This window comes from Halomonas sp. LES1, from assembly GCF_031846005.1.
Classification (GTDB): Bacteria; Pseudomonadota; Gammaproteobacteria; order Pseudomonadales; family Halomonadaceae; genus Halomonas.
Genome location: NZ_JAVRGC010000001.1, coordinates 413,382 through 432,094, shown reverse-complemented (window position 1 = coordinate 432,094; position 18,713 = coordinate 413,382). Strand labels below are relative to the sequence as shown.

General features: G+C 67.7%; 15 protein-coding genes. 8 read left to right on the top strand and 7 right to left on the bottom strand.

Annotated elements, in window-relative coordinates; genetic code table 11:
• Positions 1-77 precede the first annotated feature (77 nt).
• On the bottom strand, positions 78-923 hold the full coding sequence (locus tag RM463_RS02130) for a glycine betaine ABC transporter substrate-binding protein (RefSeq protein ID WP_311428794.1): 846 nt from the start codon (positions 921-923) through the stop codon (positions 78-80).
• 185 nt (positions 924-1,108) lie between these two features.
• On the opposite strand from RM463_RS02130, the gene RM463_RS02125 reads away from it, so the two are divergent.
• The gene (locus tag RM463_RS02125) at positions 1,109-2,944 is read left to right on the top strand and encodes a gamma-glutamyltransferase family protein (protein WP_311428793.1); all 1,836 of its coding nucleotides are present in this window, start codon (positions 1,109-1,111) and stop codon (positions 2,942-2,944) included.
• 29 nt (positions 2,945-2,973) lie between these two features.
• Here RM463_RS02125 and RM463_RS02120 read toward each other — a convergent pair whose 3' ends face one another.
• Both RM463_RS02120 and rraA read right to left on the bottom strand, forming a co-directional pair.
• Positions 2,974-4,872, bottom strand: a complete 1,899-nt coding sequence (locus RM463_RS02120) for a glycerophosphodiester phosphodiesterase family protein (protein WP_311428792.1) — start codon at positions 4,870-4,872, stop codon at positions 2,974-2,976.
• A 30-nt stretch (positions 4,873-4,902) separates the two neighbouring features.
• Positions 4,903-5,388 carry a ribonuclease E activity regulator RraA gene (gene rraA, locus RM463_RS02115; protein ID WP_311428791.1) on the bottom strand — a complete coding sequence of 162 codons (486 nt, stop codon included), beginning with the start codon at positions 5,386-5,388 and terminating at the stop codon, positions 4,903-4,905.
• A 355-nt stretch (positions 5,389-5,743) separates the two neighbouring features.
• On the opposite strand from rraA, the gene RM463_RS02110 reads away from it, so the two are divergent.
• Positions 5,744-6,715 (top strand): DUF523 and DUF1722 domain-containing protein, encoded by a 972-nt coding sequence (locus tag RM463_RS02110; protein ID WP_311428790.1) that lies wholly within the window; start codon positions 5,744-5,746, stop codon positions 6,713-6,715.
• 25 nt (positions 6,716-6,740) lie between these two features.
• Positions 6,741-7,955 (top strand): methyltransferase, encoded by a 1,215-nt coding sequence (locus RM463_RS02105; protein WP_311428789.1) that lies wholly within the window; start codon positions 6,741-6,743, stop codon positions 7,953-7,955.
• A 26-nt stretch (positions 7,956-7,981) separates the two neighbouring features.
• Here RM463_RS02105 and RM463_RS02100 read toward each other — a convergent pair whose 3' ends face one another.
• The 4 genes from RM463_RS02100 to RM463_RS02085 form a co-directional block, all read right to left on the bottom strand.
• A complete protein-coding gene (locus RM463_RS02100) occupies positions 7,982-9,160 on the bottom strand; it encodes an extracellular solute-binding protein (RefSeq protein WP_311428788.1) in 1,179 nt (392 codons plus the stop codon).
• The gene (locus RM463_RS02095; RefSeq protein WP_311429114.1) at positions 9,153-10,901 is read right to left on the bottom strand and encodes a chloride channel protein; all 1,749 of its coding nucleotides are present in this window, start codon (positions 10,899-10,901) and stop codon (positions 9,153-9,155) included. Before RM463_RS02095 ends, RM463_RS02100 begins: the two co-directional genes overlap by 8 nt.
• 124 nt (positions 10,902-11,025) lie before the next feature.
• Positions 11,026-11,418 (bottom strand): glutaredoxin, encoded by a 393-nt coding sequence (locus RM463_RS02090; protein ID WP_311428787.1) that lies wholly within the window; start codon positions 11,416-11,418, stop codon positions 11,026-11,028.
• A gap of 76 nt (positions 11,419-11,494) precedes the next feature.
• A complete protein-coding gene (locus tag RM463_RS02085; protein ID WP_311428786.1) occupies positions 11,495-12,637 on the bottom strand; it encodes a ChaN family lipoprotein in 1,143 nt (380 codons plus the stop codon).
• A 207-nt stretch (positions 12,638-12,844) separates the two neighbouring features.
• Here RM463_RS02085 and RM463_RS02080 point away from each other — a divergent pair, with 207 nt between their 5' ends.
• The 5 genes from RM463_RS02080 to RM463_RS02060 all read left to right on the top strand — a co-directional run bounded on the left by RM463_RS02080 (position 12,845) and on the right by RM463_RS02060 (position 18,659).
• Positions 12,845-13,828 carry a metal ABC transporter solute-binding protein, Zn/Mn family gene (locus RM463_RS02080; protein ID WP_311428785.1) on the top strand — a complete coding sequence of 328 codons (984 nt, stop codon included), beginning with the start codon at positions 12,845-12,847 and terminating at the stop codon, positions 13,826-13,828.
• Positions 13,829-13,831: 3 nt separating this feature from the next.
• Positions 13,832-14,641: a metal ABC transporter ATP-binding protein gene (locus RM463_RS02075; protein WP_311428784.1), complete on the top strand. Its 810-nt coding sequence runs from the start codon at positions 13,832-13,834 to the stop codon at positions 14,639-14,641.
• Positions 14,635-15,849, top strand: a complete 1,215-nt coding sequence (locus RM463_RS02070) for a metal ABC transporter permease (protein ID WP_311428783.1) — start codon at positions 14,635-14,637, stop codon at positions 15,847-15,849. The genes RM463_RS02075 and RM463_RS02070 overlap by 7 nt, the downstream gene beginning before the upstream one ends.
• Entirely contained in the window at positions 15,846-16,769 is a 924-nt protein-coding gene (locus tag RM463_RS02065) for a metal ABC transporter permease (RefSeq protein ID WP_311428782.1), read from the top strand. The genes RM463_RS02070 and RM463_RS02065 overlap by 4 nt, the downstream gene beginning before the upstream one ends.
• A 114-nt stretch (positions 16,770-16,883) precedes the next feature.
• Positions 16,884-18,659 (top strand): mechanosensitive ion channel domain-containing protein, encoded by a 1,776-nt coding sequence (locus RM463_RS02060; protein WP_311428781.1) that lies wholly within the window; start codon positions 16,884-16,886, stop codon positions 18,657-18,659.
• Positions 18,660-18,713 lie beyond the last annotated feature (54 nt).

The following is an 18,713-nucleotide window of genomic DNA, read 5'->3' as shown; positions in this document are numbered from 1 at the left end:
TTAGTTACGACAATGCCCGGCTATTGGCCGGGCATTGTCGTGTGGGCTGCCTTAACCCTGCGTAAGGTCAAGCGTGATCAGTCGTCCTTGCCCAGCCACTCAGCGACAAGCTCGGGGTGTGCCTCGACCCAGGCGCGGGCGTTGGCCTCGTACTCGCCGTTGGCCTGGTTGGCCTCCATCAGATCCTGAACGTCATCGGCGCTCCAGGCGAAGCGGTCCAGGATGGCGGCGATCTCCGGCTTCTCCTCGGCGAGGCCCAGGCGCGTGATGGTGTGGATGCTCTCCTCCTGGGAGTAGAGGCCCTGGGGGTCCTCGAGATATCGCAGCGACTGCCCCGCGAAGACAGGGTGCGGGGCCCAGGCGGTGACGACGATGGAATCCTGACGCTCCGTCGCGGCCTCCAGGGTCTTGCTCATGGCCGCATCGCTGCCGGCGACCAGCTGCCATTCATCAAGGCCATAGGCCTCCATGGCCTGCTCGGTCAGGGCCATGATGCCGGCACCCGGGTCGATGCCGTGGATGCGTCGATCGAAGGTGTCGCCGGCCTCGGCCAGGTCCGCAATGGAGGTCGCCTCGACATAGCTCGGCACGGCCAGGCCGACCCGGGCATCGCTGAGGTTGGGGCCGAGATCCTCGACCTTGTCGCCCACGGAATCGTGGTAGCTGGCCTGGGTCACCGGCAGCCAGGCGCCGGTGAAGGCATCCAGCTCGCCCACGGAGAGCCCCTGCCAGATGGCGGCCAGGCTCACCGAGCGGATATCCACCTCATGGCCGGCATCCTCGAGTACCGCCTTGAGCACATAGGTGCTGGCCTGGCCGGTGGCCCATTCGCCGATGCCCAGGCGCAGGGTGTCGGCCTGGGCCATCGGGCTGATGGCGCCGAGCAGCAGGCCGGTGGAAGCGAGCAGCGAACGCAGAGTCATTACAAACATCTCCAGCAGGGGACAGGGGAAAGCGGTCGTCGGCCCCTATGATACCTGTTCTCGCGCGATGACGAATCCGCCGCACTGCCTGGAATGGCATCTCGGCAACGGCAGGGGCGTTGCATGGACCACCTTCGGCTATGCTGACAGACTCTTGCCTGCATCCGATGACAAGGAGCCGTCCCATGGCCACTTCAGCAGCCACGCCCTTCCGCCGCCGACTGCTGGTTCGGCTTGCCGTCTCGCTGCTGGTCGGTCTGCCGCTCACCGTCCTGGGTGAGACGGAGTTCGAGTATCAGCGTCCCGAGATCGCGCCGGAGACCGGCTCGGGAAGCGAGGAGAAGCCCGGCTGGGAGACCCGTAACGTCGCCGTGGCCGCCGCCAACCCGCTGGCCGCCGACGCCGGCTACCAGATTCTCGAGGCCGGGGGCTCGGCCATCGACGCCGCCATCGCGGTGCAGATGGTGCTGACCCTGGTGGAGCCCCAGTCCAGCGGCATCGGCGGCGGCGCCTTCCTGTTGTATCACGATGGCGAAGAGGTCATGGCCTATGACGGGCGCGAGAGCGCCCCAGCTGCGGTAGACGAGACGCTGTTCCTGGATGGGGAGGGTGAACCCCTGGCGTTCGCGGAGGCGGTGGCCAGCGGCCGCTCGGTCGGTGTCCCCGGTACCCTGCGCATGCTGGAGATGGCCCACAAGGCCCATGGCAAGCTGCCCTGGGCCGAACTCTTCGAGCCGGCGATTACCCTGGCCGATGAGGGCTTTGACGTGAGTCCGCGACTGCATCGAAGCATCGCCGCCACCGACGGCCTGCGCGACGACGACCGGGCGGCGGAGTTCTACTACACCGAGGAGGGCGAGCCGCTGCCGTCGGGACACCGGCTCAGGAATCCGGCCCTGGCCGTGACGCTCGAGAAGATCGCCGCCGAGATGAGCTCGGCGCTGCATACCGGCAGGGTCGCCGAGGATATCGTGGCGCGGGTCGAGCATCACCCCGATATACCCGGCACCCTGAGTCTCGAGGACATGGCAACCTACTCGGCGCTGGAACGCGAGCCGCTCTGTACCGACTGGCAGGCCTACCGGGTTTGCGGGTTTCCACCCCCCTCGTCGGGTCATCTGACCGTGATGCAGATCCTCGGCATCATGGAGCAGCTGCCTGCCCTCGAGGTCGGTCTGGACGACGGGCTTCCCGATGCCGAGTGGCTACACCGCTTCCTCGAGGCATCGCGGCTGGCCTTCGCCGATCGTGGACGCTATATCGCAGACCCGGATTTCGTCGAGGCGCCCGGGGAGGATTGGTCGCTGATGCTGGCGCCTGACTACCTGGAGAAGCGTGCCGAGCTGATCAGGGCGGAGCAGAGCATGGGCAGCGGCGGGGCGAGCCCGGGCAATCCCGGCAGCCTGGCCACCGCCTGGGCGGTGCAGCCGACCCAGCCCGAACATGGCACCAGCCATATCAGCATCATCGACGCCGATGGCAATGCCCTGGCCATGACCGGCTCCATCGAGCAGGCCTTCGGGGCGCGCATCCTCTCCGATGGGGGCAGCGGCATGCCGGGAGGATTTTTGCTCAACAATGAGCTGACCGATTTCTCCTTCGCTCCCACGGATGATGAAGGCACCCCCATCGCCAATCGGGTAGAGCCCGGCAAGCGCCCACGCTCGAGCATGAGCCCGACCCTGGTCTTCGACCGCGAGAGTGGTGAGCTGGTGGCGAGCCTGGGCTCCTCCGGGGGGGCGGCGATCATCCACTACACCGCCCGCTCGCTGGTGGCGATGCTCGACTGGGGGCTGAATGCCCAGCAGGCGCTGGACCTGCCCCATGCCATCACCCTCGGCGGGCCGGTCTATCTGGAGGCGGGGCGCTTCCCGGCGGCCATACAGCAGGCGCTGCGCGAGCGCGGTCATGAGCTTCAGGAGCGGGAGCTGACCAGCGGCCTGCAGGCGATCCAGCGCACCGAGGAGGGGCTGTTCGGCGGCGCCGACCCACGCCGTGAAGGTGTGGTGATGGGGGATTAGGGTCGAGGTTCGAGGAGCGAGGTTCGTCCCTATTGCCTGAGCCAGTTATGCAGCTTGATCAGCAGCAGGGCGCCATCGCCGAGCTCCCGGCGCTCGGCGATCAGCTCCGCGAGCAGGGCGGGGCGGTCGGTGATAATGGCATCCACCCCCATGTCGATCAGCTGCGACATGCGTGAGCGCTTGTTGGTCGTCCAGGCGTGGAGTTCGTAGCCGTAGCGTTTCGCCAGCCTGACCTCCTGCTCGTCGATGCGGTTATGGCGCAGGCCCAGGGCATCCAGGCGTCGGCGCTCCAGACTGCCGGGCAGGATCAGCTGGGCCAGCAGGGTCACCCGTTGTTCGGGATAGCGGGACTGTATCGTCCGAGCCAGCCTCGGCGAGGTGGTGGCCAGGCGGGTCTCGGCGGTGACGTCGGGATTGCCGCAGGTCTGCACCGCTGTTGCCTGTGTCGTCGTGCCCGCCACCGCTTCCGTCAGGCAGCGGAGGCGCGCTGCCTGCTCCTCCTGCAGTGCCGCCACCACCGCATCGACCAGTGCCTCCTCCCGGCCAGGGTCGGTCTTCAGGTCGATCATCAGGCCGCTGCGGCCGCGTACCGCGGCCAGCGCCTCATCCAGCCCGGGAATCGACTCGCCCACGAAGGGGTCGCCGAACCAGCTGCCCACATCGACATTGGCCAGGGTCTCGCGCTCGAGCTCGCCGATCCGCCGAGGGTCGCCGGTCAAGCGCTGCAGGCTGCTGTCGTGATAGAGGACCACCTGGTGATCGCGGGTCAGGCGCACATCGAGTTCGACCATATCGGCGCCGTCGTCCAGGGCGCGATGTATCGCCGGCAGGGTGTTCTCGGGGGCGTCCAGGGAGCTGCCGCGGTGGGCGATCACGGTCACCTCGTCCTGCAGCGTGAAGCTGTTGACGATCAGCCACGCCTGCCACACGGCGAAGAGCACCACGCCCAGCTCCACCACCCAGGCCAGGCGGCCGGGGTGGGCATCGGCGGGGGGCGGTGCCGGACGCGCCTCGCGGTGGGTCAGGCGCAGATAGAGACAGGTCGAGAGCAGCGCGTTGGCGGCGATGCCGGCGAAGGTGATCGCCAGGGTCACCAGCACATAGGCGGTCAGGTAGGCGAGGGTGGCCGGAATCAGCACGGCATTGCGTTCCGGCAGCCACCACAGCAATGGGGTGATCAGCCAGTCGAAGGCGAGGGTGACCAGGATCGGCAGGATCAGGATCAGCGCCAGCAGGACGAGGGAGATCGCGGCGATGGAGCGCCGCTTCCCGCGCGTGATCCGGGAGCTGTGCAGCAGCGCACGCCGTGGCGAGAGGGCTTCCAGTGCCACCAGCGGCAGGGCCAGAATCCAGCGCACGTAGAGGGAGGCGGCGAGCCATGCCCAGGCCGCTACCAGGGGCAAAGCCAGGGCGAGGAACTGCCAAAGCGCCGGCGGTCGCACACGCTGCACATAATAGGGGTCGAGGCCGCCAAGCAGGGCCCCATGCAGCCAGACCAGGGTGAGGGCGACCGGCAGAACCAGCAGCAGGTGGGTCCCTACCTGAATGACGACCAGTCCGGCCAGTGCCGGCAGGCGATGCAGGGACCACCACAACGCCTCGAAGGCCAGGCGCACATGGCGGTCGCGGGGGCGGGCCGCCACCAGGATCATCCCCGCCTGCTGCAGGTAGAGCACCAGGAAGGTAAGCCCGATGGCCGCCAGCAGCCATAGGGTACCCGCCGGGCTCAGCAGCAGGTCGAGCAGCTCGGCGCCGCTGATCACCGTGCGCCCGAAGCGACCCACGAGCCCGACCAGGCTCCAGGCCACCGCCGGCAGCAGCAGGCTGGAGGCCAGCACGGTAAAGAACAGGTGGTAGGCCACCAGCGGGCGCAGATGGTCTCTCAGGCTTCGCAGGAGGTCTCGGCTCAGGCTGGTGAGCGCCAGCATGTCAGGCTCCAGGCGTTGGTTGACAGGGTGTCAGTCGAGGGGCAGGCGCTCGTCGGCGACCAGGATGCCGTTGTTGTCGGCATAGAGCCACTGGCCGGGGGTGAGGGTGACGCCGGCGAAGGTCACCGGGACATCGCGCCGTCCTTCACCGTGTTTTTCGCTTCTGCGCGGGTGGGCACCGAGGGCCTGTACGCCGAGGTCGATCTCGGCCAGCACATCGACATCACGCACGCAGCCATACAGGATCACCCCGCTCCAGCCGTTGCCGGCCGCCTGTTCGGCCAGCATATCGCCGAGCATGGCGCAGCGCTGAGAGCCACCACCATCCACCACCAGCACGGCGCCTTCGCCGGGCTCGGCCACGGCCTGCTTGACCAGGGAGTTGTCCTCGAAGCACTTGACGGTACGAATCGGGCCACAGAAGGCCTCGCGGCCACCGAAGTTGATAAACAGCGGGTCGAGGGCGCGCACCTCGGGATGGGCGTCGCAGATATCCGGTGTGACGATCTGGCTCATGGCTGGGCTCCTTGCTTGATGAGGGAGCCCCGATGATGCCATACCGACCGCCCGAAGATCATCGCTCGAAAGAGTGGCCGTTGCAGGGCTTTCGCAGTAGTAGGAATCAAGGGGCGCTGGGGGCAAGCCGATGAGGAGGTCCGAGGACCAGGGACGGCCGAGGTAGCGTACAGGGAGGTATTTACAGCGCCTCCTCGTCGGTCCGGCGCTCCGGGGCTTGTCGCCAGAGAGCCCCGGGCTACCGAGCTGCCAAGCTATCTGCGTTAGCCCTGGGACGCATGGTGGTATCGGCTATGACACAATAAGAGAATAAACGAGGCCAGGCTGAGAGCGTCGAAGGGCGAGGAGCGTGATCATGGGTGACAAGGGTAAGGATGAACAACGGATTCCGGTGGGGATCAGCGCCTGCCTGACGGGAGAGGAAGTGCGCTACAACGGGGGTCACAAGCGATCACGCTACTGCCTGGAGGTGCTCGGTGAGCGTTTCGCGTTCGAGCCATTCTGCCCCGAGCTCGAGGCAGGGCTGGGCGTGCCACGTGAGCCCATCCGCATGGTTGGCCTCGAGGGGGAGGAGCCGCGGGTGGTGGGCACCCGTAACCCCGAACTGGATGTCTCCGAGCGGCTCTCAACGGTGAGTCGTGAGTTTATCGCCCGCCACCGTCATCTGCGCGGCTTTATCCTGATGAAGGGCTCGCCGAGCTGCGGCCTGGAGCGGGTCAAGGTCTACCGCCCCGACAATGGCATGCCCAGCCACTCGGATGCCGGTGCCTTCGTGCGCGAACTCCGCCGCCACTTCCCGGAATTGCCTCTGGAGGAGGAGGCGCGCATGAACGACGCGGTACTGCGCGAGAACTTCATCACCCGGGTATATGCCTATGATGACTGGAAGCGCCATCTGGAGGACGCGCCCAGCTATCACGAGCTGTTGCAGTTCCATAGCCGTCAGAAGTACCTGTTGATGGCCCACGACGTGGAGGCCTATCGGGAACTGGGGCGCTATCTGGCCGAATCCGCCAGGCAGCCTCTCGAGGAGTCCATGGCGCACTATCTGGAGCGTTTCATGGCGGCTCTGGCCAAACCCGCCACCCGCAAGACTCACGCCAATGCCCTGATGCATGTCTTCGGCTATCTCAAGACGGCCCTGGACGGTGAGACCAAGCAGGACCTGCTGGCCGCCATCGATGACTACCGACAGGGACATGTGCATCTGGCGGTGCCGATTCGCCTGCTCAGCCACTACCTGAAGCGCCATGGCTCCGACTATATCCGTGCCCAGACCTACCTCGACCCGCACCCCTACGAGCTCGGGTTGCGCAATACCATCTGATCCTCGATCTGCCTCGGGAGAGCCTGTGTCCGATCCATGGAGTCCGGCCCGGCGCCTCGAGCGCCTGACCGAGCTGCTCGCCACCTGGCGACCGCTATGGCACCCCCTGCCGTTTCAGCACCCCCGGCTACCCTGGTCAGCCGAGTGGTCCGCCATGGCCGAGGCGTTGCTGTCACTCTCCGATGCCGAGGCGGAGCGCCTGCAGGAGGCGCCCTTCATTGAGTCGCCGCTGGCCGACTGGCTGCCGGTGGCGGAGCTCGAGGCGCTGACTCGCCTGCCGCGGCTGTCGGGAGAGGGGGAGCCTCTGCCGGAGCGCTGGGCGGCGCATATGGGGGGACGCAAGTGGCGCCAGGTTCAGGCCTTCCTGCCCAGGGTGTGTCTGCGCCAGGAGGAGTCGCCGCTGGAGTGGTGCGCCGGCAAGGGACACCTGGCCCGCACCCTGGCGCGTCACCACGGCGTCGAGGTCGCGGCGCTGGAGTGGGATGCCACCCTGTGCAGTAGCGGCGCCGCGCTTGCCGAGGCCCAGGATGCGCCGGTGGTGCTGGCCCGCCAGGATGTCATGGCGCCGGGCGTCGAGCGCTGGCTGGCGCCGGGTTCCCACGCCTGTGCGCTGCACGCCTGCGGGGACCTGCATCGCCGCCTGCTGGAGCGGGTCGTGGACACCGGGTGTGCGGTGACCCTGGCGCCATGCTGCTATCAGCGCACCGCCGATGCCTGGTATCGACCGCTCTCGCGTCTCGGCGCCGACGGCATGGCGCGCTTCCGGCTTGAGCTCTCCCGGGATGACCTGTCCATGGCGGTTCAGGAGACGGTCACCGCACCGCGGCATGACCGGCGCCATCGCCAGCGGGCGGGGGCCTGGCGGCTCGGTTTCGACCGCTTGCAGCGCAAGGTGCGGGGCGTCGACGACTATCTGCCGGTGCCGAGCCTGGCCTATGGTCGCATGCCGGCGACCTTCGAGGCGTTCTGTCGCTGGGCCGCGGCCCGCAAGGGCATCACGCTGCCCGGTGGCATCGACTGGGCCGACCATGAGGCATGGGGGCAACGCCGCCAGCGGGACGTGGCGCGCCTGGAACTGGTGCGCCACCTGTTTCGGCGCCCCCTGGAGGTCTGGCTGGGGCTGGACCGACTGGTCTACCTCGAGGAGGCCGGCTATGACGCCGAGCTCGGTACCTTCTGCGAGCGCGAGCTTACCCCGCGGAATCTGCTGATTCGGGGGCGGCGCGGCGGTCCGCCTTGAGGCGGTGGTCGACGCGGCGTTCTAACTCACGGGGTCTTCTGGCGTTGGGTATCCCCGGCGGCGATTTCCGATGCGGCCGGGCTCGGCCCGGCAGCGGCCGGAAAGTCGTCGCCCCGAGCCTCCAGCCAAGCCGCGAAGTAGTCGTTCATGCGCGTCAGGGTGCGCGCATACCAGGCCTCGTCCTTGGTGATGGCGTGTTCGGCGTTGAGCGGATGCGTGGGGATATGCAGGCGCATATCCACGCCGCTCACCGGGTGGCGACCGACCCGGAAGGCGGCAGACTCACGCGCCGGCCCGTAGGGAATTCGCCGGGCCAGGGCGGCGAGCCGCTCGGTGGAGGTGGCGAAGCGGATAAAGTCGCGGGCGGCCCGGGGATGGCGGGCATGGCGGGGAATCACCCAGGTCTCGTGCTCCTGAACCTGACCGTCCCAGAGAATCTCGAGGGGCGCGCCTCGCTGGACCATGGCATTGAAGAAGCGCCCGTTGTAGCCCGATGCCATGACCACCTGGCCATGGGTGAGCAGCTCCACGGGCGCCTCGCCCTCTTCCCACCAGCGGATGGTATCCAGCTGGTCCAGGCGCTTGAGGGCAAGGCTCAGCCCCCGCGGGGTGCTGAGCAGTCGATAGAGCTCTTGGCGGGGGACACCGCTGGCGAGCAGTGCCCACTCGAGATTGACCGCCGGGGTGTGCTGCAGGGCCCGGGGGCCCGGAAAGCGCTGCTGGTCGAAGAGGTCGGCGATGCGAGAGGGGCGCCGCCCCGGGAAGGCGTCGGGACGATAGGCCACCACCGTGGCAAACAGCGTATGGGTGAGGGCGCAGGCGCCGATGGCCCCCGGGATAAAGTCCCGCTCGGCGGGGGTGCCGTCCGGGGCCGGGGCAGCTAGATCCGGCGGCAGAGGCTGCAGCAGCCCCTCGTCACAGGCGGCCATGGCCTCGCTGCGGGTCATGTCGATCACATCCCAGGGCACCTCGCCGGCGGCGATGGCGCGGCGCAGTTCGTCCAGGCCACCGGCGTAGCGCGCCACCTCGATCTCGATCCCGGTCTGCTCGGTGAAAGGGGTGAACAGGGCCTCGCGCTGTGCGCGCTCGTAGGCACCGCCCCAGCTAAGCACCCGCAAGGGCTCGGCCGAGACCACAGGGCCCCAGGCCATCAGCACCCATAGCGCCACTAGCACCACCAGCAGGAAAGGAGTCGGCCTACCCATGGCCATGCTCCTCGCGGCGCAGGGCATCGCTCTGGTCCAGGTAGGCATGGGCGATCGTGATCTCGTAGACCACACCACAGAAGATGCCGTCGTCGATCACGGCCAGGGCCTCGCCGGAGACCTCCTCGAGCAGGGTCATCGCCGCCCACAGGGTGGTGTCGGGACGCAGCGTCGGCCGGGTTGTATCCCGGCACTCCCTGGCCCGTCGGGGTGGGCTCGCCGCCTGCCGCGCCGCCTCCAGATCGGCCAGTGTCACGCAGCCATGAAAGCGCCCCCGGGCATCCACCAGGTAGGCCTCGGCATGGTGCTGCCGGGCGATGCCGACGATGGCCTCGTCCAGCGACGCCTCGGGGGAGAGGGTGACACACTCCCGGGTCAGGTAATCGGTCACGCGGGTGCCCATCAGCAGGGCCTGGTCACGCCCGGAGGAGAGATCCAGGCCCCGCTCGCGCAGCTGAATATCGAACAGCGAGCGCCCGAACATCTGAGCGGCGATGGGGCTGGCCAGGGTCACGCTGGCCAGGGCCGCGGTGGTCAGGGCGTAGTTGCCGGTCAGCTCGAAGACGATCAGCAGGCTGGTCAGCGGGGCGCCGATGACCGGAGCGGTGACGGCGACCATGCCACAGACCGCATAGAAGACGAAGGTCTCCTGGGAGATGCCGGTCATGCCGGCCGCCAGGGTGCCGCAGAGCGCGCCGAACAGCATGCCGACCACCAGGGCGGGGCTGAACACGCCGCCGCTGAAGCCCATGCCCAGACACAGGGCGGTAGCCGCCACCTTCAGGCCCAGCACCAGCAGCAGCTCGCCGCTGCCGAAGGCTCCGGCGATGGTGGCGAAGCGCAGGGTCTCCTGGCCCATGCCGAGGATATCGGGCACCCAGAGTGCCGCCACGCCCAGCAGGGCACCCGCCAGGGCCGGCTGCAGTGCCGGGCGCAGCGGGAGTTGCCGGGCGAGGCGGCCGACGCCGAGAATGGCATGCATGTAGCCCCCGGCCAGCAGGGCGCCCAGCCCGCCGATGGCGACGAACAGGGCGAACTCCCAGGCCTGGGGGACCACGGTCTCGGCGACATGAAAGAGGGCGCCCTGGGCCAGTGCCTGGGTGGCGATCACATGGCCGACGAGGGCCGCGGCGGCGACGGGAGCGAAGGCACGCAGTGCGTAGTGACGCAGCACCACCTCATGGGCGAAGACAATGCCCGCCAGCGGGGCATTGAAGGCGGTGGCAATCGCCGCGGCCACCCCACAGGCGATGGTGATATTGTCGTCGGAACGACTCAGGCGCAGCAGTCGTGCGCCCAGGGAGCCGAGGCTGGCCCCCAGATGCACCAGCGGGCCGTACTGGCCTACCGAGGCGCCGGCACCCAGGGAGAGCAGGGCGGTAAAGGCGGAGACGACCCCGGCCTTGAGCGGCAGCCGGCCGCGGCGCGTCTGGACGGCGGCGATGGCATCGGTAGGCGTATGGGGGCGCCGTTCGGGCAGGAGCTGGTGCAGGTGGCCGACGATCAGTCCGCCCAGGGCGGGCACGGCAACGGTGGTCAGTATCAGCCATTCCGGCCAGGCAAACATCATGCGGCTGCGTGGCGAGATCAGCAGTATCTCGTTGAGCCACAGCACGCCGCGCACGAAACCGGCGGCAAACAGCGCCGCCACGCCACCCACCGTGGCGCCCAGTACCACCAGTCCCAGGAAGCGCAGCAGCGTCACAAGGCCGCGCGGCGTGGGTGGGTCATGGATCTCCATAACCAAGGTGTAGGCGCCAGGGGCATGGAGGTCCAGCCGGGGTTATGGCCGGATCGGCCCCGGGCGACCGAGCTGCCAAGCTATCTGCGTTAGCCCCCGGGATAGATCCCTTATGGATGGACAGTCACGCCGTGGCGAAGCGCTGGTGCAGCCAAGCGTTGATATCGTCGGACTCATAGAGCCACTCGACCTGGCCGTCGGCGTGGGCGATACGCAGGCAGGGAACCTTGACGCGGCCACCGTTCTCGGCGAGCTCGCGGCGATGCTGCTGGTCGAACTGGGCGTCGCGGGTCTCGATGGGCAGAGCCAGGCGGGCGAGCTCCTTGCGCACCTTGACGCAGAAGGGGCAGGTGCGGAACTGGTAGAGGGCGAGGTCTTCACAGGCGCGATCGACCTCGGCCTGCTCTTCCGGTGAGCGCTCCACGGCCCTGGGGGTCGTGAGCTTCTCGGAAATCAGCATGATCGGTGCCAGTACCAGGCGCAGGCCACGGAAGAACAGGCGAATCAGGGGACGCATTGGATCTCGATATCCTCGTGGGTTCTCTGGGGGGGCGGCCATGATGCCATGCCCCCCGGTGAGCGGCCACCCGGGGTCAGGGCATATCAACGGGGAAGCGGGCGAGGATCTCGCGGACCTCACCGTCGCGAACGATCTCCAGTGGCAACAGGGTGCCAGGGGGCTGGCGCCGAATGATCGCGACCAGCTGCCCCACGGTATCCAGCGGGCGGCCGGCGGCGAGGACGATGACGTCGTCTTCGCTTAGGCCGCTCGCCGCGGCCACGCTCGCCGGGGCCACCCGGTCGATCTTGATCCCGGCCTCGTTCGGGACCAGCAGCACGCCCAGTCGTGGCGGTGCCTCTGGCTCATGGCGTGACTCGTCCCCCAGGCCGAACAGCACATCGGCGACCGCCTCGGGGGGCGGGCACTCGCGCTGTGCCGACCAGGCCAACAGCGTGCGATGGGAGCGGAGCCCGAGGTCCTCGAGCTGGTGGGGAACCCCGTGGCCATGCCTGAGGTGTCCCTCTCCCATCAGGCCGACGACCAGCGGCACCCGCTCGGCGGCGCTGGCGAGGCCTTCGGCCATGGCACGATCCCACACCAGCTGGGCCTCGATAAATCGCTCGAGCCCCTCCGGATTCTCGCTGCCCTCCGGGTGCCGGGCATAGATTTCGCTCAGCACGCCGACATAATCGAGTGATGGTGGTGCCGGCGGCGTCAGGCCATGTCGTTCCTCCGGCGCTACCTTCTCCCAGCCCTGTGTGCTTAGTCGCCGGCGCAACTCGGGGGTAACGTTCAGCGCTACCAGCGGGATACGGTTCATGCGCGCGAAGTGCAGGATCGGCAGGTAGAGCTCTGGGTCATAGCCCCAGGCCTGGTGCCAGTCGCTGGAGGAGAGGAAGGCCGCCTCATCGAGCTCTCCTGCCACCCAGGCATCCAGCGCCGGCTGGGCCTTGCGCGGCAGCATCTCGAGACCGATCGCCATCGCGGGCTGGTGGGCATGCAGCGCCGCCAGGGTGTGCAGCTGCCAGCGGTGGTGGGCCTGACGCTCGTGCTGTTCGCCGAGCAGCACGACCCGCCGGGAGGCGAGCTCGCGCATCAGGGTGTCGGCGGGGATCGCATCGGAGCCGTGCTGCCACTCCCCCGGTCGAGGACATTCGCCGGCCAGGCCAGTGGCAGGCAGGCCGCTCAGGGTCAAGGCAAGAAGGGGGGCAGCAAGCAGATGACGGCGCGGCATGGCGTCTCCTCGGGGAGGCAGGGACCTTTCGAGGGGTTACCATACCCCAGGCGGTGAGGCGTCGCGATCTTGTTCGGTGAGCGCTTACGAGCGGGCTGCCTGGAGGATAAGTTGAACGACTGGTAATCGTAGTAATTCCCGTTATCCTGTGTGGTTGTTGCAGCGTACCCCCGGCCTTTTGCCTTGAAACCTGTCCAGGAGCCCCCCGTGCCGAAACTCTCTCGACGACTCGCCTCTCTACTGGGACTCACCTTGATGCTGGCGGTTGCCCCCGCACTCGCCGATTCGCGATTGAACGTGGTGGCCACCACCGGCATGATCGCCGATGTCGTGCGCGAAATAGGGGGCGATCGGGTCGAGGTGAAAGGGCTGATGGGACCCGGGGTCGACCCGCACCTCTACCGCCAGACGCGCAGCGATGTGGTGGCCATGAGCCGCGCCGACGCGGTGTTCTGGAACGGCCTCAATCTCGAGGTGCAGCTGACCGATCTGCTGGATCGCCTGGCCCAGCGAAGCCCGGTCTATGCCGTGGGCGAGGCGGTGCCGCGGGAGAGACTGCTCGCCGACGAGGATTACGCCGACCAGCCCGACCCCCATATCTGGATGGATCCCGGTCGCTGGCGCCATGCGGTCGTTGCCGTGCGCGATGCGCTGATCGAACTGGACCCCGAAGCCACCGAGGAGTTCGAGGCCCGCACCGAGGCATATCTGGAGAATCTCGAGGCGCTGGATGCCTACGCGCGTGAGGTGCTGGACACCATTCCGGCCTCATCCCGTGTGCTGGTCACCGCCCACGATGCCTTCGGCTATTTTGGCGAGGCCTATGCACTGGAGGTAATGGGCATTCAAGGCTTCTCCACCGAGAGTGAGGCGGGGCTCTCGCGTATCGAGAACCTGGTCGATCTGCTGGTCGAGCGCGAGATCGGTGCCGTCTTCGTCGAGACCTCGGTGTCGGAGCGCAGTGTCCGCGCCTTGAGCGAGGGCAGTGCCGCGGTGGGTCACGAGGTGCGTATCGGTGGTGAGCTGTTTTCCGACGCCATGGGCCCCGAGGGAACCTATGAAGGGAGCTGGTTGGGCATGTTCGACCACAACGTGACGACCATCGCCCGCGCCCTGGGAGGCAGTGCGCCGGAGCAGGGCTGGCGGGGCCGCCTGGGCATGGATGCGTCCCATACCGACGAGGAGGAGTAACCCATGCCCGATTCACGCCTCGGCAAGGAAGTGATCGCCAGCCCCCTGGCGATCCAGGGGCTCACGGTCAGCTATGACCACCGCCCGGTCGTCCACTCGGTGGACTTCGTCACCCCGCCCGGCAGCATGAGCGCCATCATCGGCCCCAATGGTGCCGGCAAGTCGACGCTGCTCAAGGCGGCGCTGGGCATCACTCGGCGCCTCTCCGGCGAGGTGCGGGTCTTTGGCCGCCCGCTCGTTCAGGAGACCCGCCACCTGGCCTTCGTGCCCCAGCGCTCCAGTGTCGACTGGGACTTCCCGGCGCGCGTCATCGACGTGGTGGGCATGGGGCTCTACCGGGACCTGCGCTGGTGGCAGTTCGGTTCCCGTCAGCTGCGCCAGCGCGCCATGGAGAGCCTGGCACGGGTCGGCATGGAAGGCTTTGCCGACCGCCAGATCGGCCAGCTCTCCGGCGGCCAGCAGCAGCGAGTGTTCCTGGCTCGGGCGCTGATCCAGGAGGCCGATCTCACCATCCTCGATGAGCCCTTCGCCGGGGTCGATGCCGCGACCGAGACGGCCATCATCCAGGTACTCAAGTCGTTGCGCGACGAGGGCCGAACCCTGCTCTGCGTGCATCATGACCTGGCCACGGTGCGTGACTACTTCGATCATGTGCTGCTGATGAATGTGCGGCGCATCGCTGCCGGCTCGGTCGACGAGGCCTTTACCGAAGAGAACCTGCAGGCCACCTACGGCGGCCGACTCAGCCCGGTTCAGCTGGCGCGGCTCACCGAATCCCCGAGTGGCAGGCGCCAGGAGGAGGGGAGATGGTGATGGAGACCTGGTGGCGGGCACTTACCTTCACCCTGGGCTACAACACCAGCCTGGTCACCGTGGGCGCCATGCTGCTGGCCGCCGCGGCGGGCATGGTGGGTAGCTATATCCTGCTGCGCAAGCGTGCCCTGGTCAGCGATGCCATCAGCCACGCCACCCTGCCGGGGCTGGCCCTGGCCTTCCTGGTCATGGGGCTTTGGCAGGGGGATGGGCGGGTACTGCCGGTGCTGCTCGCCGGTGCCGCGGGGAGCGCCGCCCTGGGGTTGTGGCTGGTGCAACGCATCGCGGAGCGCACTCGACTGGGCGAGGATGCCGCCATCGGTGCCGTGCTATCGACCTTCTTCGCCTTCGGGGTGGTGCTGATCACCGTGATCCAGACCCTTTCGGTGCGCGGCCAGTCAGGCTTGAACAGCTACCTGGTAGGGGCGACCGCCGGCATGCTCTACTCCGAAGCGCTGCTGATCGCCGCCTGTGCCCTGGGTCTGCTGGTGGCGCTGCTGGTGTGGCGACGCGACTTCTTGCTGCTCTGCTTCGACCCGGCCTTCGCCCGCACCCAGGGTTACAATACCAGCAGGCTCGATCTGCTGCTTCTGCTGCTGCTGATGGCGGTCGTGGTGATCGGCCTCAAGGTCACCGGACTGATCCTGATCGTGGCGCTGACCATCATTCCTCCGGTGGCGGCGCGGTTCTGGACCGATCAACCCATGCGCATGGTGGCCCTGGCCGCTCTGCTCGGGGCCCTGGCGGGCTATCTCGGCGTGACGCTCTCCAGCGTGCGTGAGGGTCTGCCCACCGGACCACTGATCGTGCTTTCCGCCTTCGGCCTGTTCCTGATCTCCTTTCTGTTCTCGCCGCGCCGCGGCGTGCTGGCCTCTCTACTCGCCTACCAGCGCCTGCGCCGGCGCGTGCATCTGCGTCAGGGGTTGCTGGCCCTGGATCGCAACGAGCCGATCTTCGATGGCCTGACGCTGAGGCTGCTGCGCCGTCGCGGCCTGGTGCGCCGCGATGGGGTCGCCACCCCGGCGGGCGAGGCGGCGGCGCGCGACGCCGAGCATGAGGAGCGACTCTGGGCGCACTATCGGCGACGCTACCCGGATGATGCCCTGCATCGCGAGCATGCCGGTCTGACCCCGATCGGTCAGGTGCTGTCGGCGGATGCCATCATGGCCCTGGAGGCGGAGCTGCCCCCCGCGGAGGTGACACGATGAACGAGTTCATGATGTTCAGCCTGGTGCCGTTGACGATCGCGATCATCATCTCGATGACCTGTGCGCTGCTCGGCAACTTCCTGGTGCTGCGTCGCCAGAGCCTGATCGGCGACGCCATCAGTCATGTGGCGCTGCCCGGGATCGTGGTCAGCTTCCTGATTACCGGCACCCTGGCCTCGCTGGCCATGATGCTCGGCGCCGGGGTGGCCGCCCTGGTGACGGTGGCGCTGATCGAGCTGGTTCGTCGCCTGGGGCGGGTGGAGGGGACTGCCGCCATGGGCGTGGTCTTCACCAGCCTGTTCGCCGTCGGCGTGCTGCTGCTGGAGTGGCATGGCGCCTCCGGGGTGCACCTGGACGTCGAGCATGCCCTCTACGGCAACCTGGAGAGCCTGATCTGGTTCGATGGGGTTAGCCTTGCCGCCTTGTTCGACCCCCAGGCGCTGGCCGACCTTCCCCCCCAGCTGGGCCGGGCCGCCTGGGTCGGCCTGGTGGTGGTAGCCTTTGTGGTGGTGATGCGGCGTCCACTGGTGCTGGCCAGCTTCGACCCCGACTTCGCCGCCAGCATGCGCACCCGTCCGGCGCTGGTCGACCTGATGCTGGTGACCCTGGTGGCGGTGGCCGCCATCGCCGCCTTCGAGGCGGTAGGCTCGATCATCGTGATCGCCATGTTCATCTGCCCGGCCGCCGCCGCGCGGCTGATGACCAACCGCCTTGGCGTGCAGATCGTCTGGAGTCAGGTATTCGCCCTGCTGGCCGCGGTAGGGGGCTATCTGTTGGCCGGTGAGGCGCCGCGCTGGCTGGGCTTCGATACGTCGCTCAGCGCCGCCGGCATGATCGCCAGCCTGGCGGGTTTGATCCTGCTTGCCGCCTGCCTGTTCGGCCCCTGCCGCGCCCGCACGGGGGCGGCGCATCAGGACTGAATCGACCGCGGAGGGGGTGGACGGTACGGCAAGCATCGAGTGTACTGCCAGGAGCGGAGCCCGGCCGCGGATGGCCGGGTAGGGGAGGCTAACGACGGGTAGGGAGGGACCGACATGAAGCGCTATCTCTCGCGCTGCTTGCCCCAATGGCGCCGGGTATTGCCGACGCCGATGCCGGTGCTTTCTTGGGTATTCGTGTTGCTGGCACTGCTGCTGGCGTGTCCGGTCGCGGTTCAGTCCTCTCAGCATGAGGATGGCCCCTGGTTCACCCTCGAGACGCTCAACAGCGGCCTCGGCGAGCCGCCCGAGAAGGTGCGGCGCCAGACACCCCGTGAGGCGCTGCGCAGCTTTCTTACCCTGAACGGCAAGGGAGATTTCGAGGCGGCGGCGCATCTGCTCAATCTCACCGAACTGCCGGCCGAGGAGCAGGCCACCCGGGGTGGCGAGCTGGCACGCCAGCTTGCGTCGGTGCTGCAGCGGGGCGACTGGCTGCAACCCTCGGACCTCTCCAGTCGGCGCGATGCCATGGTCGAGGACATGTCGGGGCAGCACCCCTTGACGGGGCAGCCGCGCCGTAACCTTCTGTTGACCTCGCTGGAGGCCGACGGCGAGTCCCACGCGATTCGCATCGCCCGCTATCGGGCCGGCGATCAGGAGCCGGTGTGGTTGATCACTCCCGACACCCTGGCATTTATCCCCGTCCTCTATAAGGCCTACGGGCCCTCCTGGCTCGAGCAGCGCATACCCGAGCGACTCCAGCGTTCGCTGGGCATGCTGCGGTTATGGGAGTGGCTGGCGATTCCGCTCTTCTTGACGTTGATCGGTCTGCTGGGGTGGGCCGTGTATCGTTTCACCTCGGCCATGGCGGGCTGGTTGCCGGCCGGCACCCTGGCCAAACGTTTCGTTGCCCGAATACCGGTACCCGTGACCTTTATCGCCATGTCGCTGATGGCCCAGGTGCTGCTGGGCACCGTGGTCTCCTTCTCCGGTGTGGCGACAGCCGGCTTCCGGATCCTGCTTATCGTGATCATGGCCTGGGGCATGGGGCTTGCCGCCCTGCGCCTGGTCGACGCCTTCCTGCACAGGATGACCCAGCGTCTGGTGGGCGAGATCGATGACACCCGTCACCGAGACGAACGCAAGCTGCTGACCTCTCTCTATGCCCTCAGGCGCGGCATCATCCTGGTCACGATCATCGCGGTTACGATCTATATCCTGGCGGAGATCAATCTGTTCGGCACCCTCGGTCTTTCGCTGCTGGCGTCGGCCAGTGTCCTGACGGTGCTGGTGGGTATCGCCGGCCAGGCCGTGCTGGGCAATATCCTCTCCTCCTTCCAGCTGTCGCTGGCCAAGCCGATTCGGATGGGGGATCTGGTGGTGTTCGAGGGGCAGTGGTGCTATGTCGAAGGCATCTTCTATACCTTTATCCGCCTGCGGGGCTGGGACGAGCGGCGCCTGATCGTGCCGGTCAAGCACTTCGTCTCTCAACCCTTCTATAACCTCTCCGCCAAGGATGCACGTCTCTATCGCCAGCTGGCGCTTACCCTGCACATCAGCGCCGATATCGAGTGCCTGCGGCAACGCTTTCACGAGCTCGCCGAGCAGGAGCCCGATGTGATCGAGCCGGACAAGTTGTGCTGCTACGCGACGGCCCAGACCGAGGCAACGGTCGAGGTGCGCTGCTACATGATGACCCGTGAACCCATGGGGGGGTGGGTCGCCGAGGCCCGCCTGCGCGAGAAATTGCTGGCCTTTATTCGCGACGAGCATCCCGAGTGGTGGCCTCGGGAGGTGGTGGCCGTCAGCCGCCGTGATGTGACCATTGCCGAGGGCGCCGAGCTCTCATCCGACCCGAGCCAGGCGGGTGAGGGGCACCCTGGATCATCATGAATCCTCATATCGATAGGGCCCCACATCAGTAACGCCACTAAATCAATAACGCCA

Bases quoted from the DNA above. Each gene is read 5' to 3' on its own strand.
- RM463_RS02130 (WP_311428794.1), bottom strand. From the start codon at position 923: ATGACTCTGCGTTCGCTGCTCGCTTCCACCGGCCTGCTGCTCGGCGCC.
- RM463_RS02125 (WP_311428793.1), top strand. From the start codon at position 1,109: ATGGCCACTTCAGCAGCCACGCCCTTCCGCCGCCGACTGCTGGTTCGG.
- RM463_RS02120 (WP_311428792.1), bottom strand. From the start codon at position 4,872: ATGCTGGCGCTCACCAGCCTGAGCCGAGACCTCCTGCGAAGCCTGAGA.
- rraA (WP_311428791.1), bottom strand. From the start codon at position 5,388: ATGAGCCAGATCGTCACACCGGATATCTGCGACGCCCATCCCGAGGTG.
- RM463_RS02110 (WP_311428790.1), top strand. From the start codon at position 5,744: ATGGGTGACAAGGGTAAGGATGAACAACGGATTCCGGTGGGGATCAGC.
- RM463_RS02100 (WP_311428788.1), bottom strand. From the start codon at position 9,160: ATGGGTAGGCCGACTCCTTTCCTGCTGGTGGTGCTAGTGGCGCTATGG.
- RM463_RS02095 (WP_311429114.1), bottom strand. From the start codon at position 10,901: ATGGAGATCCATGACCCACCCACGCCGCGCGGCCTTGTGACGCTGCTG.
- RM463_RS02090 (WP_311428787.1), bottom strand. From the start codon at position 11,418: ATGCGTCCCCTGATTCGCCTGTTCTTCCGTGGCCTGCGCCTGGTACTG.
- RM463_RS02085 (WP_311428786.1), bottom strand. From the start codon at position 12,637: ATGCCGCGCCGTCATCTGCTTGCTGCCCCCCTTCTTGCCTTGACCCTG.
- RM463_RS02075 (WP_311428784.1), top strand. From the start codon at position 13,832: ATGCCCGATTCACGCCTCGGCAAGGAAGTGATCGCCAGCCCCCTGGCG.
- RM463_RS02070 (WP_311428783.1), top strand. From the start codon at position 14,635: ATGGTGATGGAGACCTGGTGGCGGGCACTTACCTTCACCCTGGGCTAC.
- RM463_RS02065 (WP_311428782.1), top strand. From the start codon at position 15,846: ATGAACGAGTTCATGATGTTCAGCCTGGTGCCGTTGACGATCGCGATC.
- RM463_RS02060 (WP_311428781.1), top strand. From the start codon at position 16,884: ATGAAGCGCTATCTCTCGCGCTGCTTGCCCCAATGGCGCCGGGTATTG.